Below are 16,873 nucleotides of genomic sequence, written 5' to 3'. Positions count from 1 at the left end.
CCCACCCGCTTTTTGAAAAGTTTTTCTCCCCTGCTCCCTGCTCCCTGCTCCCCTGCTTTTTCATTCTGTCAAGGTGCAATTATAAAGATTAAGATCCACTCACCCAGATTGTTAGCCCCATTTCTACCCTGCATGGGTCAAGGCGCATCAGCAGAAAGTGCCTTTGGATTTGCGTCTTGGCGCGAAATTCTTAACTTTGCGCTAGCCAATCGACAATCTGGGCATTAACAATATCTGGAACTTCATCGTGGGGACAATGACCGGCATTGGGAATGGGAACAATTTTGATTTCTTTGCCATTCTCACGCGCCTCTTCGTAAATCTTTGCCCCAGTAATTGGTGTCCAAGGATCGTCAGCACCCCAAATTACTAATAAAGGACGTTCTACTTTGGGCAAAAGTTCCTCTGGGCTTGGGCCAGGAGGGGCTGTGAGAATGGAGGCGAAAACTTGTTGCGCTCCTGGGTCGCAAGAGGGAGTATAAAGTAAATCGACTAATTCATCGGTGACGGCTTCACGGTTTTTGTAAACTTGGTAGAGGGTGCGGCGAATTTGGGCTTTTTGGCGGATGCGGTTATAGACAAATTTACCTGTAATTGGCGATCGCACAAACCGATTAAAAGTTGCCATTACAATCCGTAGCGGCGGGTTAAATTCGTGGGGACGATGACTCAAGCCACCCGCAGAGTTAATTAAAATACCACCAGCAGCAATTTCTGGATGTTCTACCAGTACAATCAAGCTCAAAAGTGCGCCGATGGAGTTGCCAATAAATACAGCAGGTTCGTGTATGTGTGCTGTGCAGAAATCTTTTAGCAGTTCCACCCAAACTTCCACACTGTAATCAATCGGCGCTTTATCGGAACCGCCAAAACCTAAAAGGTCTATAGCAAACACCTGGTAGCCAGCATGAGCTAAAACTGGAATATTTTTGCGCCAGTGTCCAATGGAAGCACCGAAGCCGTGAACCAGTACCAGAGGGCGTCCTGTGCCCATGACAGTGTACTGGATTTTGTAGCCCTGCCAAGTCCAAATGAATTTTTCAAAGGCGTCTTGAGTTGCAAGCTGCTGTGTAGTTACAGTCATTATGAAGATTAATAAAGTCTTTCTTAAATATATTAATGTTCTCTGACCTAAAATCAAGTTTGAACAAAATCCTATTTTTGAACTTTATACGACCGTTAAAAGAAGTGCGTGTGTAGACTTGACCGGACGAATACAAGTATTGGCCTCATTGCTTACTAAGAAAGCTGACACGATTGATAATGAAGGTAGGCGTTATCTTCACAAATTTTATGTTTTTAACTTGGTTCGACAGCAACTCTTGGCTGCTGGAAATCGGCAGGAAACGAATACTAATTGACCCTTGGTTGGTTGGTTCGTTAATTTTCAGCAATTTGGATTGGTTATTTAAAGGTTCGCGATCGCAAAATCGCCCAATACCAGATAACATTGATCTGATTCTGCTGTCTCAAGGTTTAGAAGACCACGCTCATCCACCAACGCTCAAGCTGCTGGATCACAGCATCAAAGTTGTAGCTTCTCCCAATGCTGCGAAGGTTGTACAGCAGTTAGGTTACACCCAAGTAACAGTATTGGCTCATGGTGAAACTTTCACTTTAAATAATCAAGTTGAAATTAAGGCTTTTCCAGGCTCTCCAATTGGCCCCACTCTGGTAGAAAATAGTTATCTCCTCAAAGAATTGGAGAGTGGTTTAACTGTATACTACGAGCCTCACGGGTATCATTCCCCAGAACTTAAGCAAGCTGTACCTATAGATGTAGTGATTACACCGTTTATTGACATGACATTGCCTTTGCTTGGGCCGATTATTAAAGGACAAAATAGTGCTTTAGAAGTAGTAAAGTCATTACAGCCTCAAGTAATAATACCTACTGCGGCTGGTGGTGATGTGGCGTTTGAGGGATTGCTGATGAAATTGATTCAGACTAAAGGAACTGCTGAGGAATTTCGTTCGTTAGTAGAGAAAAACAATCTTTCGACGCGGATACTTGAGCCAAAACCAGGCGATCGCTTTGAACTACCATTAGAAAAACGAGCATTAGCAATCTAAGTTTGAGAGTAGATACTGGTTGCCATATTGCTGAACCCCACCCCCAACCCCCTAAGAGCAAGCGAAGAGCTTGCTCTCATGTATCTCATTTGATTAGGAAAAGCTATAGCGTTTGTGCAACTTTTTAATCAATATATGTTTACCTTATATGTTTACCTGACGTTGGGTACTTAGGATTTATTAGAGAAAATTGTCTCATAGTTTGCCATCAGACTATGGTTAAAAATTAATAACATGGACTTGCCAATTATTTACCACCCAGATTACGTTGCTCCGCTACCTGAAGGACATCGTTTCCCGATGTCTAAATTCCGGCAACTTTACCAATTGTTGTTAGCTGATGGTGTAGCGAATCAAGAGCAATTTCACACCCCCAAACGTCCCTCGTCAGAGTTGATAGAATTAGTCCACACTCCAAGCTACGTTCAAGCTTACTATGAGGGAACCCTAGATTCCAAAGCACAGCGTCGCATTGGTTTGCCTTGGAGTCCAGCATTAGCGAATCGTACCTGTGTGGCGGTAGGTGGTACGATACTTACTGCTAAACTGGCACTAAGTCAGGGTTTAGCTTGTAATACGGCTGGTGGAACTCATCATGCTTTTCCTAGTTATGGATCTGGTTTTTGTATTTTCAACGATTTAGCGATCGCCTGTCGCGTTTTACAAAAATTCGGACTCGTCCAAAAAATCCTAATTGTAGATTTGGATGTGCATCAAGGAGACGGCACCGCTTTTATCTTCCAAGACGACAACAGCGTTTTTACTTTTTCCATGCACTGCCAAGTCAATTTCCCCGGTACTAAACAAAACAGCGATTTGGATGTTCCTTTGCCGGTGGGAATGGAGGATGATGCTTATTTACAAACTTTAGCGAATTATCTATCAGATTTATTATCTAAAGTCAAGCCAGACTTAGTATTTTATGATGCAGGTGTTGACCCTCACATAGGCGATCGCTTGGGCAAATTAGCCCTTACTGATGCTGGCATTTTCCGCCGAGAAATGCAGGTTTTGAGTACCTGTATAAGTAGCGGTTATCCAGTCGCCTGCGTTATTGGCGGCGGTTATGCTGATGATATGAAATCCTTAGTATGGCGACACTCCCTGCTGCATCGCGCCGCCAGTGAAGTTTACCAGCAGTATAAACTTTGATGCAGCCGCTTAGTTAAGCAATTTTTCCTTTTATTTCTTCTCTCTGTGTACTCTGCGTCTCTGCGGTTAATTAAAAAAATGACTTTGACAACCAGCACTAGCCTTAACTGAATCGTATTGAGTTCTAAAATATAAAAACCTTGTGTGCAAAGGCAGTACTGGATGAACAACGGCAAACTTAGAATCTACGAACTAGCAAAAGAATTGAATTTAGATAACAAGAAGCTATTATTAATTTGCGAAAAGCTCAAAATTGTAGTCAAAAGCCATACCAGTACCATCTCAGAATCCGATGCAGAACGTATTCGTTCAGTAGCAAATAAACTAACAGCAAAATCCTCGAAAGCTAAAACAAACTCTGAAGATTGGGGCTATATGTTTATAGCTTCAGCAATTGATAGTTTCATCCGCCATCTTGAAAGTGAAGCTGCCCTGAAATCATATCCCGAATTTAGGGAGCGGCGCGATCGCGCCAATGAGTTAATGTATGAATGTGTCGGTAAAAAGCCTTCTCTATTTTATGTGCGTCGCAAAGGTGCGGGGAAAGAAGCAAGAGAAGAAATTTGGGATTTGACAATAGCAGCAGACTCCGATGATTTTCCATTACCCGCAAGACTTGAGAAGCTCAAAAAAACATTAGGATTTAGAGCGGCTGTACCAAAAGATGGACGCGGCGGTATAAAAATACTTTCGGCTCAGTTGTTACAACCCTCACGGGGACACGCTGATAGCTATGCTATACCTTGTCGCTTGCGTTTGCTACCTAATCATCAGCATCATCTCGACATTCCACCCGCAACATTGAAACGCATCGCAGCCGCACCAGTTTGTGGCGAAAATGTGCCTACAGAAGAACAGCTTAAAGCTTGGAAAGCATTTTTGCAAATTGAGGAAAAAATCGCGAAAGCACGTCAGTTTTGCGTGCGTTATGTAAGTCATAACTATAACTTCAAAAGACGAATCAGTTTTGAAATAGATGTAACTTCAGCCACCCTTGACGGGTTTTATCAAAATTCTCTCGATGTAGACAATTTTTGGGAACGAGCAAGACGCACAAAAAACGAAGATTTAAAACTTTTTGAAACTGCTCCCGTCGGCAAAAATTGGATTAGTGGTCGTCAATTAGGGACTGTTGAGGAAGTTGACCCCAACCGTTGTATTATCAGCCTCAGATTAGAACGTGACTTAGCTGAATTCATGGCAACAGAGCGTTATAAGTTGCCAGATACCGGATTTTTGTGTTTTGAAGCAGTTGGTGATATTCAGCAGATTCAGCGCAAGAAAAAAGCTTTAGATGATTTAAATAATGGTTACACCCAAAATCCATATTTGGGTAACTTTTTATTCGATGCTTCCCAGGCTAGACAAATCAAAACAACTATCGAAATTCAACCACAGGATTTGTTATTATCTTCTGCTAATCCTGGTCAAAAAGCAGCAGTAGAAAAGGTACTTGCCGCTAAGGATCTTGTTCTTATCCAAGGGCCACCAGGTACTGGTAAAACTACCGTAATTGCCGAGATTTGCTATCAAATTGCGCTTCGCGGTGGACGTACCTTAATCGCATCTCAAGCCAATTTAGCAGTAGATAATGCCCTGAGTCGATTAGTTCACAACCCCGTAATTCGCGCTGTACGAAAAGGCAGAGCCGAGAAAGTTGGCGAAGAAGGACAGCCATTTTTAGAAGACCAAGTGATTGGCAGATGGCTAGAAAATACAGCTTATGACTGCGAAAATAATCTCACTCAACGGCTCGAAAATATCCAAGTTTTCAGTCAATTACTCGCATCATCACAAAGATTTACAGCCTACTTCCAAGCCGAGGAAGAATTCAATCGGCAACAAATTAAATTCAAGAAAAATAAGTTAAAAGTAGAGAGCGACTTTAAAAACCAAGAAAAATATTACAACGAAACTGTAGAAAAACAAAACGAGGTTGAATCCCTAATTGCAGGACTAGAAAATATACTAAATACTGCACCAAATATAAACTGGAAAGCTCCAGAAGTTACAGATTTTTTGCCGCTTCTTAAGCCATATACAGAAGGTAACAGTTTAGTAGAAGAATTTTTAGCAAACGTTCGTCAAACTATCAAATATACTGATGAACTTGGCTTTGTGCGTCCGGCGCTTGGTGCTTTTGGTTTAGCGGTTTGGTTGCATGAAACTGTAGCAAGAGAAATTTCTGGATTTAAAACAGCTTTGACTTCTGCTCAAGAGGCAAGTAAAGCCATTTTAGAAGTTGCAGTATCAGTTGAGGTTGTTAAACAGAATTTCGCCTCGTTAAATCAGCTACAACCAGATTATCATGAATATCTTGCCAAACTGCAAAACATACAGCAAACAATCCAGATATGGGAAAACCGCAAGCGCGAAATAGATTATATTATCTCAGCAGTTAAGGAATGGAAATCTACAGCACCTTCTCATCTTTATCAAACTTTGAAAGATTGTCAGCAATCAGGTTTACCACTAACAGAAAATTTAGTTGACTTGCCGTTAGGTTTGTTGATGTTTGCGAATACCTTGAAATTACCAATAGTACCAAAAGTTTACAAAATTAATCTGCCAGAATGGGAGTTATTGACAAAGGCGATCGCTTATGAAATAGACGGAAGTTTTACTGACAGGCGGGGTAAACAGCATAATTTTAGTTATTTTTTACAACAAAATTTTAGTCAGATTCCAATGGTGCTATCAAAGAGCGATCGCACCCAATGGCAAGAAACCTATCAACAGTTTAATAATTATCAGCTACTCAACCCCAAACAGCGAAAATTATTAGTTGAAAATACCCAGGTTTTTTTAATTAGAATGCAACGGACTTATGGCGCATCGTGGGAATGGAATAACATCGACTCTACTCTCACCCAGATGACACAAGAATTGCTAGATACTATTCTTGTAAATGCACGTCAATGCGTTTTAAAAGTCAAAACAGAAACTGATCAACAGCTTCAGCATCTGCAATGCCAATTAAATGAACTTCAAAAAAATGAAGTTAGCCAGCAGCAAATATCCATTACTCAAGCGGAAGCCGAAAAAGCACAGCAAGATGCTAATTTGCAACTTGGACGAGTTATTAATATTTTACAAGAACTTAACCAACAAAATATACCTGCTCAATTACGCATTCTAACTGAAAAATATTTCGCAACACAATCAAATATTTGGGAGCAACCGCAAGAGTTTTCAAATCAAGTGCATTCTTGGGAAACTTGCATCAGTCAACTTGAAACCTTAATTTCATTATTAGAACCTTTTGCTGTGTTGGAGATAATTAAAAACTCTCTTTATGAGCATTTATCAAAGCTACAGCAAGAAACCGAAACTTCTGTACAGCAGCTTCAAAAATTCCGAATTAGCCTACGTGAAATAGAAGAGAAATTACAACCACACCCATCAGAAATTTTGATAGAAGAAAGAAGCTGGTGGTTGGCAGAATGGCAAAGAATACCAGATAAGTTTAAACCAGAAAAGTTTGCTAATGACTTGTTTAACATAGAGTTACTACGTAGCATAAACATTAGCTTTGAATCTTGGCAACAGCAACTCCAAAAAGATGAAATTTATCTTAATAAATATCAAAATTTTGTACAAGATTGGATAGGAAAATTAAGAAATCCAACAGAGCGCGATGCCTGCGGCGAGCTACGCCTACACAACGATTTAAGGCGCATATATTTAGATAATGCCAATGTCGTCGGTATCACCTGTGTTCAAGCTGCAAATAGAGGCTTTTCTGAAGAATTCAAATCCTTTGATGTTGTCATTATTGATGAGGTTAGTAAGTGTACTCCACCAGAGTTACTAATCCCAGCATTGAAAGGTAAAAAGTTAGTCATGGTAGGCGATCATCGGCAATTACCACCCATGCTTGATACCAGCACTTTGGAAGAAGTTGCTCAAACAATTGGCAACACACGAGAAGAACTACAATTCTTAGAAGAATCACTATTTAAAAGTCAGTTTGAATCTGCTGATGAAAGCATCAAACAAATGCTAATTACACAATATCGAATGCACCCATTTATTATGGGAGCAATCAATCAGTTTTATGATGGTAAACTAAAATCTGGTATTTTAGAGCCGGATACAAAACGCGCACATCATCTAGCAGGCGAAATCATCCAAGAATCTCAGCATCTTATTTGGGTAAAAACGCCTATAGAGAATCAGTTTTTAGAGCAAAGAAACGGAACTTCTTACTTCAATACTCAAGAAATTGATGCGATTGAACGTCTGTGTCAACAGTTCGAGACTACTTGGGCTTCTAAAGTTGCTAATGGTGAACCGAAAAAAGAAATTGCCGTAATTACATTTTATGGCGCTCAATTAAGAAAAATTGATGAGCGGCTGCAATCTGAACTTTTCCCTTCATTAGAAATTCGTACTGGTACAGTAGACCGATTTCAAGGTATGGAAAGACCTGTTGTAATTGTAAGTATGGTTCGCAACAATAGTAAAGGAGATGTAGGATTTGCTAAGAAGCCAGAACGGGTAAATGTTGCTTTTTCTCGCGCTCAAGAACTCTTGATAATTGTGGGTTGTCATAATTTGTTTACCCATCAATCAGGTAAAGTCGGAAGTATGTATTCTGAAGTTTCAAATATTGTCAGTCTTCATGGAGGTTTCGTTGATGTTTCTCTAATTATTTGAAAAGTTATTTTGTTGTTAATTAAAGGCTTAGGTGAGAAACAGCAAATATAAAAAGGTGAGAAAAAGTAATTTTTAAGCTCCTAGAAAGAAGTTACAATTAACAAACTGCCCTTCAAAACTGATTATTTTTCATTTAGAAACAGACTGGAGACTTTTATGACCCCAGCAGCGATAGCTACACCCACAAAAGAATCACCACTTTTGTTTGAAGGACTGACTTGGAGAGAATTCAAAGCAGTTGAGCAGTTATTAGACCGTCCAGGATATCGGCTGTCTTTCCTGGATGGTGTTTTGGAGATCCGAAGAATGCCTGGAGAACCCCACGAAACTGTTAAGGAAAGACTCGGCGCATTGTTAGAACTTTACTTGCTCATGGCAGGGTTTGACTTTACTCCAACTGGGTCAATGACCTTAGAAAGTGAATCGGGTGCTGTAAAGCGAGAAGCAGATAAATCTTATAAACTTGCCCCTGGTCGAGTGCGTCCCGATTTGGCAATAGAGGTGGTGTTTACCAGTGGCGGTATCAACAAACTGGAGGCATACAAACGGCTGTTGATTCCAGAAGTGTGGTTCTGGGAAGATGGAGTGTTAGAAGTTTATCACCTGCAAAAAGAAGGCAACGTACTTCACTATGAAAGGGTTTCCAGTAGTGAGGAGGTTAAAGGTATCGATCTGGATTTGTTGTTACGCTGCATTAATATGGTGAATCATGTTGATGCTATCAAGACTTTTCAGCAGGCGCTTCACAAATAGCTGGCGATTTCTGCTAAACCAATTGATGACAATCTCAAAAATTTGGGGAATGAAATTGAGGCGAAATACTGAGCAAATTAACGATTTTAAAAGCCGACACTTTTTGTCGTAAAATTTTGCTTTTGAGGAACTATAAAAAGGAGTTAAAAATGACTAAAGGTTTTGAAAAGCCAGAAAAAAACATACCAAAACAAGATTACCACAATAGAACTTTAGCACCAGGTTTTTGGGTTGCGTTGACCATCAAAAAAGGGATAGCACCCTTAGCTAGCTATGTCGGAGAAATACAAGCTGTTGATGAGCATGGTATCCGAATAACTCATATTGACTGGGCTATAGGAATAGCTTCAGGATACGATTTCTTCTTTCCGTGGTCAAATATTGAGGCTGCAACTATTGCAACTCAAGAGCATGACATAACAGGATTTGGAAGTCGTGCTGAAAAGTGGCAAAACTCAATAATATCTCAAGAAGAGGCCCATCAAAAGCCGCACTAACATAAACATTAGAGGAAGTTTTTCAAGAGATTAACAGCACAAATACAGAACTACATTCAAATCGTGCGTCTACATGGAGGTTTCGTTGATATTTATCGCCTCTTCTGCTAAACCGATTGATGACAATCTCAAAAAATTGGTAGACGAAATAGAAGCGCAAAGTCCTAGTCTATCAGTTTTAGCAGCGCGTGAATTCCGTTATAGTTTGCGTCAAACTCAGGTAGAAGTAAATATCAAGGAACCCCGCCAGTTTAACGTACTTGAAGAATTTATTATCCGCGCCGCTATTGAATTTCAACCTCCGCCAACAGAAGATGAATTAGCCTCTGTACTTGGGCTTGATTCTGTATTTATTAAAACTACTACTACAACTCTTCGTTCATTACAAACTCTATCACCAACATCGCCACTAACAGTTACTCCTGAAGGTCGCTCATTTTATGAAAAAGGGTCTGTACCACAGCCGCCATATCCTATACAAATTTATGCTATTACAGACCCTTTAAGCGACAAGATAACCTTTCAATCTGAATCCTTAAATGAGACAACGATAACTTTGCCTGACTTGGCAGACTTTATCACTCTTGATCATACAATTGCTGATATCTCTTCCTTACCGCTTGAGGAAATCCAAAAAAGTATTCAAGCTTCAGGTTTAGCACTTCATGTACCAGAAGAGGGAAAAATCGTCACTTCCTGTAGGGTACTAGCTTCAACTCAAAAAATTTGGAGAAAGATATCGCTTTTCGTTATATTTGATGCTCTTGAAGAGAAATTGACCATTCAAATAAGAAATGGAAAGCAAATTTTAGAGTCAGCATCAAATTGGTTAGAACTGCTACATACTGAAGGTAAAATATCTTTGCAAGCATTATGCAAATTGTCAACCGAAACCATCAATTTTCAACGTGAAGCCATTCTCAAGCAGAAAAATACTGAAATAGAAGCTAGGCTCGAAAAGATTCGCCAAAAGGCGCTAGAGGCTGCCACAAAAGCCACTGATGAGGGAGATAACTATAAAGCGTTAGGTGAAGCCGTACAGTTACGCGATGCACAAATTAGCCTAGCTTTTTCAGAAGTTTTAAATTCGGCTAAAAGTCAGATTCTAATTTATTCTCCTTGGGTGAATCAGGCAGTTGTCAATGAAAAATTTCTAACTTTGTTACAGAAATTAGCTAATCGCGGAGTTTGGATTTTAATTGGACATGGAATTGCGCGGCGACAAGAAGATGAAGATAAACTAATTCCACCAGAACTAGAGAAAAAACTTCGAGCGATCAAAACACCTGATGGTTTACCATCTGTACAGGTTTTTTGGTTGGGAGATTCCCATGTTAAAGAAGTAATAGTTGATAAAGAAATTCATCTTTGCGGATCTCATAACTGGTTATCCTATCGCGGCGATTACCTACCACGAGGTGAGTCAGTTTATAAAGTTACAATTCCACATCAAGTCCAGGAAGCTTATCAATTTCTTGCTAATCGCTTCCAAAATCATGCTCAAAAATTATGGCAAAATGCTCTAGAAAACCGTGATTATAAACTTGCTATAGAGTCTTTATGTGTGTGGGGTGCGCTAGGTATGGAAGATATTGCACTCAAAGAGATACAAAAAAATAATTGGTTTGAACTTCTGGCTGTATGGTTGAATGTAGCACTACAGGGATTAAAATCGAAAAATTTATCAGGTGATTCAGCAACTTTTAAAACTGCACTTTCGTTGCTGAGTCAAGTTTCTATTGAAGAAGCTTTTATTGAGCAATTGCAACAGGGATGGCGGAAAGTTATGGGCGCGATCGCAATTAATAATTCCAAAACTGCTTTAAACTTACTTAGTGATGAAGTCTGGGCGCAGTTTATACGCCTCAATATTGCCCAAAAGAGTGATTCACCTGATAATTTTATTTCGCAATATACCTAAAAAAACAAACATAGTATGAGACTTTTCGGTTTCAATTAACTGTTTGAAGTAACCAAATTTCTGAACATGCATGATGCCGAATTATACAGTGCGTAAATTTAATTAGTATATTTTCATACTTCAGTAGTAATAATTCTCCGAAAGACAGCCAATAAATCCGTCGTCCTGATTTGGGATGAATTATCAACAAAATGATTCTTAACCTTTGATTGACTTAAAGATAGATCCAGAGATTCGTCTTATTCGATACAATTTATAGGCAGAGAGAGCCGAGGAGAACAAGGTGGTTTTATTAAAAGGCTTTGAGATTGAGATGTACACTGGCACACCTCAAGGTGAAATCGTCGGTCTCTCCGACAAAATTGTTGCGGATTTGGATGGATTTATGCGGGAGCCAGATAGCCGCAACGTGGAATATATAACCGAACCATCCCATAATTACGAAAATTTATTGTGTGCCTTGCTGCGTCCGAGGCGGGTGTTGCGAAACTACCTCAATCGTTTGGGCGATTATACCTTGATACCGGGGAGTACTTTATCTTTGGGTGGGAGCGATCGCTTTCTCCGTTCCGATCCAGCAAACCCTTATCATGACTACATTGAGAACACCTACGGGACAAAAGTAGTCACCGCCAGCGTACACATCAATGTAGGCATCAGCGACCCAGAAGTATTAATGCGGGTGTGTCGGGTGATCCGTATGGAAGCACCTCTATTTCTCGCCCTCAGCGCCTCATCCCCCTTCCTAGATGGCAAAGCTACTGGCTATCACTCCACCCGCTGGGGCGTATTTCCGCAAACGCCTAGCCATGTACCGTTATTTGCCAGCCACGCCGATCATATCCAGTGGGTGGAAGATCAACTCGTTGCCGGAACCATGCAAAACGTGCGGCATTTGTGGGCATCAGTGCGACCAAATGGCGATCGCCGTCCTTATGACCTAAATCGCCTAGAATTGCGAATTTGCGATTTAGTCACAGATCCTATTGCCTTGCTAGCCATTACTGCCTTATTAGAAGCGCGTTTGTTGCAAATAATCGAAAATCCCAGCATTGATCCGTTAACTCAAAGTACCTTCTCTGGCGAAGAACTCGTCACCCTGACTGCTGACAACGAAGCTGCTGCTGCTGCTGGTAGTCTCGATGCTCATTTGAGGCATTGGCAAGATGGCAGAAGTATCCTAGCCAGAGATTGGATTTCTGAAATGTACCAGGATGTTTGGGCGATCGCTAAACAACAAGGCTTTAGTTGTTTCCTTTCCCCTTTGCACAAAATCCTCCGCGAAGGTAATGAAGCTCAACAGTGGTTGCAATTACACGCAGTCGGTTTTGACAGCCACCGCGTCATCACCCAGGCTATTGTCGTCACCCAAGAACGCGAAATCGAACTCGAAGACAAATTATGTTCGTCCCTCCTGGCTTAACCAAGACGCATTGGGGCTTGGGCATGGGGCATTGAGCATGGGGCATTGGGAAAACACTTTATTTATCCCCTTGTCCCCTCATCCCCCTCATCCCCTCACTCCAAATACGGTTCGGTTAAGGCAAGAGACGCGATAATTCGCCGTCAAGACAAAGGACTGATTATTGTAAAGACAGCGATTTATCGCGTCTTTGTGATCTAGGGCGTGTCATTAAAAAACCTTATCCGAACCGTATTGCCCCCACTCCCCACTCCCCACTCCCTACTCCCCTCTTCAGACAAATGGTAGATTTTCTTGGAGACACTACTAGCCCTAAAAGACATAAGCCCTTTCTATTTCCACATAAAACTTAATATTTACTGATTTTAGCCAAACATCCTCTCAGGCATTGTTCTGGGAGGGTTTACGCTTCGTTTTAAAAATCTAATCGATGGAGGATGCTTGATTATTATTAATAAAACCTATGAATACCCTCTACCCTTTGGTAGATTTTACATGGACAATAGATTGTTTGATACAATACGTAGATTATACGGACAATGCCTCAGGTAGTTTTAGTTAACCCGCAAATCCCTCCTAATACAGGCAATATTGCCCGTACTTGTGCAGCTACGGGTACAGAGTTGCATTTAGTGGGCCCTTTGGGGTTTGAAATTAGCGATCGCTACCTCAAAAGGGCTGGCTTAGATTATTGGTCTTACGTCAAGCTGCACTATCACGAATCGCTAGAAGCCTTTAAAACCGTACATCAGGAGCGTGGAGGCAGATGGTTGGGTTTTACTGTCGGTGGAAATTGTAATTATGTCAGCTTTCAGTTTCAACCTGATGATTGGTTGCTGTTTGGTAGTGAAACTACCGGCTTACCACCAGCAATTCTGTCAGATTGTGATGCTACTGTCTATATTCCCATGAGCCAACCGGGGGTTCGCAGCTTGAACCTGTCAGTCAGTGTAGCAATTAGCTTATTTGAAACCCGTCGTCAGTTAGGCTATTTACAATAGCTGTTTACCTAGATTACCATAAGTATATTTACTTATAATATTCCCAGATATCTATTAGATGAACGATTTCTGGCAGCAAAAATTTTCTTTATTACTGCAATAATATGTAAAACAAGATACCTAAAATTGGGTTATTTAGTAAATTGTAGTGGAAGATACTTACAAGGAGAGGAAGGTTGTTATAAGAAATTTGTATATAAAACTTGGGATATTGCCAAATTTGAATGATAGATTTTGATGAATTTGAAACATCCTAAATTGGGGAACAAAAGGGCTAAACCCCAGTCATATTGAAGATTTGGGCCATTTTAGTTCCAGCAACGCTAGAAAGTAGCCCCAAAGTAGCCGATAGATCATACGGTTGTTTTTTAGGGAATAATCAACGTAAAGTCTCGTGTTGAGAAGACTGATTGGGTAGAAATATCTTGAAGATATCTACAGTGGGGGGCATCACTTTTCCAGAAGTCGCAGCAATTTAATTCTCGGCAGCGACTATGGACTTGGCAAATAGTTTGTCCAGTCCCCGCGATTGACGCAAGACAAGCGCGGACAATGGTAAAAAGTAAAACGTCCTAAGTGGTGTGAGGAGTGGTTCGGACAAGTAAACACAGCAAAATTTAAGTTTTGCTAATGCGTGTGAACTTGTTTAAATCAGAGAAGCAGGTTAATCTTGCGTAAGCATCTCTGGTGAATGTGATCTTGATCTATCATTCGTTGTGATCTAAATCATTGACTAGTATCCAACTGAAAAATCGAGGTCAGTTAAGCGCTAGTGATCATAGGAGGTCGTCTTTGAAACGAGCATTAAAAAAGAGAGTAAAAGCTGTGTTGAACAATAACCCCAACAGCGATGATGCCCCGGTAGAACTGCTAAATGTGATAAATCCAAAAGTTAACCGCCGGGTGCGGACAAAAGCCGCCATGATTGGCTTGGCAATCTCTATGGGAGCAACCAGCCTTTTGGTGACTCGACAAAGCGATCAAGCCCAAGCAGCAGTGCCTGTAGGTAGCCAAAAGGCAACTTCAACGATTCCTGCTGTTGCTGACACTGAGGTGAAATTCGCCTCCACAAAGCTGGAGTCCCAAGCAGTCTCATCAGCGAGCGTGCCGGAAAATCCTGTTATCGTGGAACCAACGGCAGTCTCACAAGTGCCTGGGCTTGAAGCTAAATGGCAAGTCGCGGCAAATGGAATGTCTTTGCAAGTTCCTGCATCAGAAAGATTTTCTCAAGGAACAGCAGGTTATAAAAATTCCACCTACCTGAAGCCCCAAGTGGCACAGGGATTAAACAATACCTTAGCTGAAACTAGTTTCCCAACAGTCAATAATCTGTCTGAGTCTAGTGCTGATAGTGTTGGTATTGGAAATGCATCACTAACTGCCCAGCCACAAACAGTGGCAACGTCAACCGCAGCCAACAATGAAATAAATGCACAACTTAAGGCGCAACAAGAGTTCGCACTGAATCGCTTACAAGAAAAATCGAACCGTTTAAGAAATAGTCTGGCACAGTTGCGGTCTGGCGAGACTAAAGATTTATCACAAGCTGATATGGGGTTGGCTGCGCCGACGACTGTAGTTGAGAAGACTGTATTAGCCCAGTCGGACACTTCTGACGATGCAAGCAAAGCGAAGTTGATATCGAAGTTAAAACAGAAGACACAGACAACTGCACTAACACCAGCTAAACCAACAGTTATTGCGTCCTCGACTCGAACAGCATACGAAGTTAAGCCTGGAGATACACTAGCAGCGATCGCCAGCAGGTATAACACTTCCGTATCAGAACTAGTCAAGGCAAATAACCTCAATAATCCAAATGAACTGAAAATTAGTCAACAACTAATTATTCCTGCTGTTCAAATTGAGGCAACTGTAGCAAGTAACCCCACTGTAGCGAGTACTACTTTTGTAGAGTCCAGCAAAACTCCAAAAGTAGCCAACTCCCCTATAAATATTGGTAGTGCCAACTCATATCTACCTAGTTCACAATCACCAACTATTGCCGACAACAGTAACATTACCGTCCCTACACCGGTAACTGTTCAGATTCAGGCAAATAGTGCGACCGACTTAGAAACAGCCCCCCCCACAGCTAGTTCTTCTGGCGTCGGTGGTGACATTCCAATGCCAACAGCTTTTGCCGAAATCCAACAGCCTAAAACACCAGGAAATAGGGTAGCAAGGGTAAACAATAACAAGAATGACCGTTTGCGGGGCTTACAAGCGGAAATCCAGAGATTACAGCAGAAATATCGCGCTCAACAGTCTGGAAACTTAGTTGTGTCAGCAGCAGCTACCGAAACAAATAATGCTGCGATGCTCACTCCTATTTCTACTCCCAATAATTTCACTGCACCTAACTCTGCCGCTCGACCGAATAGTGTAGCGATCCAAATTCCAGTTCCTACACCGATTCAGTCTAATTATACTGCTCAACCAATTAAGACCCAATTCCGTACTACTGTACGCCCTAGCGAGGCAGTAAACCCAGAGTTCTTGCCTAATCTAGGTTCTGCTAGTCAGTGGACTCCCCCCCGCACTCCATCTGCTACAAAGGTCGCAACGCCTCCTGGAAAAGTAAATGCCTCTGACTCCTTAGGAAAGATGCGGGGAACTAGAGTTTCTCCACAGATAGTACCGCCTTTGGCAGCAGTGGATCAATATTTGCCCAGACCCATTGACGAACTTACACCTCCTCCATCTTCCTCAACCATAGCTTACACATGGCCGGCGAAAGGTACTCTCACTTCTGGCTATGGCTGGCGCTGGGGTAGAATGCACAAAGGAATTGACGTTGCTAACTCCACTGGCACGCCAGTTGTCGCCTCAGCTGAGGGGACAATAGAAAAAGCAGGCTGGAACAATGGTGGCTACGGCAACCTTGTGGAAATCCGCCATCCTGATGGCAGCACGACTCGCTATGCTCATAACAGCAAGATTCTGGTGCAACCTGGTCAGCAGGTGAATCAAGGAGAAACAATTGCTTTAATGGGTAGTACTGGTCACAGTACTGGGCCACACACCCACTTTGAAATCCATCCATCAGGCAAGGGTGCTGTTAACCCAATAGCTATGTTACCGGATCGCCTGTAAATCTTGGCTGTCTGTAACTAAGTTATTACCTTGTTAATTGAGGGAGTTTAACCTCCCTCTTTTGCTTTTTATCACCTTAACAGGGATGAAAACTGTAATAAAATTGCAAAAGGGGCTAGTCTTAAGCAAATTTGTATGCTATATTAGTTAATGATTTGGAAAGATATGGCTCAGTAGCTCAGTTGGTTAGAGCACGGGACTCATAAGCCTGGGGTCGTTGGTTCAACTCCGACCTGAGCCACTTTAAAATTTATAAGTAGTGAGCGATAAGTGAAGTTAGATAGAGTAACTTTGACTG

At 41.4% G+C, this 16,873-nt stretch carries 10 protein-coding genes and 1 tRNA gene; 10 read left to right on the top strand and 1 reads right to left on the bottom strand.

Annotated features, from left to right (window positions below):
• Positions 1-190: 190 nt before the first annotated feature.
• Positions 191-1,084, bottom strand: coding sequence for an alpha/beta fold hydrolase (locus tag LC653_RS18795; protein WP_229496067.1), 894 nt, complete (start codon positions 1,082-1,084; stop codon positions 191-193).
• A gap of 209 nt (positions 1,085-1,293) precedes the next feature.
• Here LC653_RS18795 and LC653_RS18790 point away from each other — a divergent pair, with 209 nt between their 5' ends.
• The 10 genes from LC653_RS18790 (at position 1,294) to LC653_RS18745 (ending at position 16,816) form a co-directional block, all read left to right on the top strand.
• The gene (locus LC653_RS18790) at positions 1,294-2,073 is read left to right on the top strand and encodes an MBL fold metallo-hydrolase (RefSeq protein ID WP_229496065.1); all 780 of its coding nucleotides are present in this window, start codon (positions 1,294-1,296) and stop codon (positions 2,071-2,073) included.
• Positions 2,074-2,307: 234 nt separating this feature from the next.
• A complete protein-coding gene (locus LC653_RS18785) occupies positions 2,308-3,225 on the top strand; it encodes a histone deacetylase family protein (RefSeq protein WP_229496063.1) in 918 nt (305 codons plus the stop codon).
• A 162-nt stretch (positions 3,226-3,387) separates the two neighbouring features.
• On the top strand, positions 3,388-7,884 hold the full coding sequence (locus LC653_RS18780; protein WP_229496113.1) for a translation initiation factor IF-2 N-terminal domain-containing protein: 4,497 nt from the start codon (positions 3,388-3,390) through the stop codon (positions 7,882-7,884).
• Between the two features lie 156 nt (positions 7,885-8,040).
• Positions 8,041-8,637 carry a Uma2 family endonuclease gene (locus LC653_RS18775; protein ID WP_229496061.1) on the top strand — a complete coding sequence of 199 codons (597 nt, stop codon included), beginning with the start codon at positions 8,041-8,043 and terminating at the stop codon, positions 8,635-8,637.
• 149 nt (positions 8,638-8,786) lie between these two features.
• On the top strand, positions 8,787-9,134 hold the full coding sequence (locus LC653_RS18770; protein ID WP_229496059.1) for a hypothetical protein: 348 nt from the start codon (positions 8,787-8,789) through the stop codon (positions 9,132-9,134).
• A gap of 85 nt (positions 9,135-9,219) precedes the next feature.
• The gene (locus LC653_RS18765) at positions 9,220-11,055 is read left to right on the top strand and encodes a phospholipase D-like domain-containing protein (RefSeq protein WP_229496057.1); all 1,836 of its coding nucleotides are present in this window, start codon (positions 9,220-9,222) and stop codon (positions 11,053-11,055) included.
• 283 nt (positions 11,056-11,338) lie between these two features.
• Positions 11,339-12,478 carry a glutamate--cysteine ligase gene (gshA, locus tag LC653_RS18760; protein WP_229496055.1) on the top strand — a complete coding sequence of 380 codons (1,140 nt, stop codon included), beginning with the start codon at positions 11,339-11,341 and terminating at the stop codon, positions 12,476-12,478.
• A gap of 539 nt (positions 12,479-13,017) precedes the next feature.
• Positions 13,018-13,479, top strand: coding sequence for a tRNA (cytidine(34)-2'-O)-methyltransferase (locus LC653_RS18755; RefSeq protein ID WP_229496053.1), 462 nt, complete (start codon positions 13,018-13,020; stop codon positions 13,477-13,479).
• A gap of 792 nt (positions 13,480-14,271) precedes the next feature.
• Positions 14,272-16,575 (top strand): peptidoglycan DD-metalloendopeptidase family protein, encoded by a 2,304-nt coding sequence (locus LC653_RS18750; protein WP_229496051.1) that lies wholly within the window; start codon positions 14,272-14,274, stop codon positions 16,573-16,575.
• Between the two features lie 167 nt (positions 16,576-16,742).
• Positions 16,743-16,816, top strand: a tRNA-Met gene (locus LC653_RS18745).
• Positions 16,817-16,873 lie beyond the last annotated feature (57 nt).

Source organism: Nostoc mirabile CHAB5784, assembly GCF_020829645.1.
GTDB lineage: Bacteria > Cyanobacteriota > Cyanobacteriia > Cyanobacteriales > Nostocaceae > Nostoc > Nostoc mirabile.
Note: the sequence above shows the minus strand (reverse complement) of the source record. Positions and strands in the feature narration are given on the sequence as shown.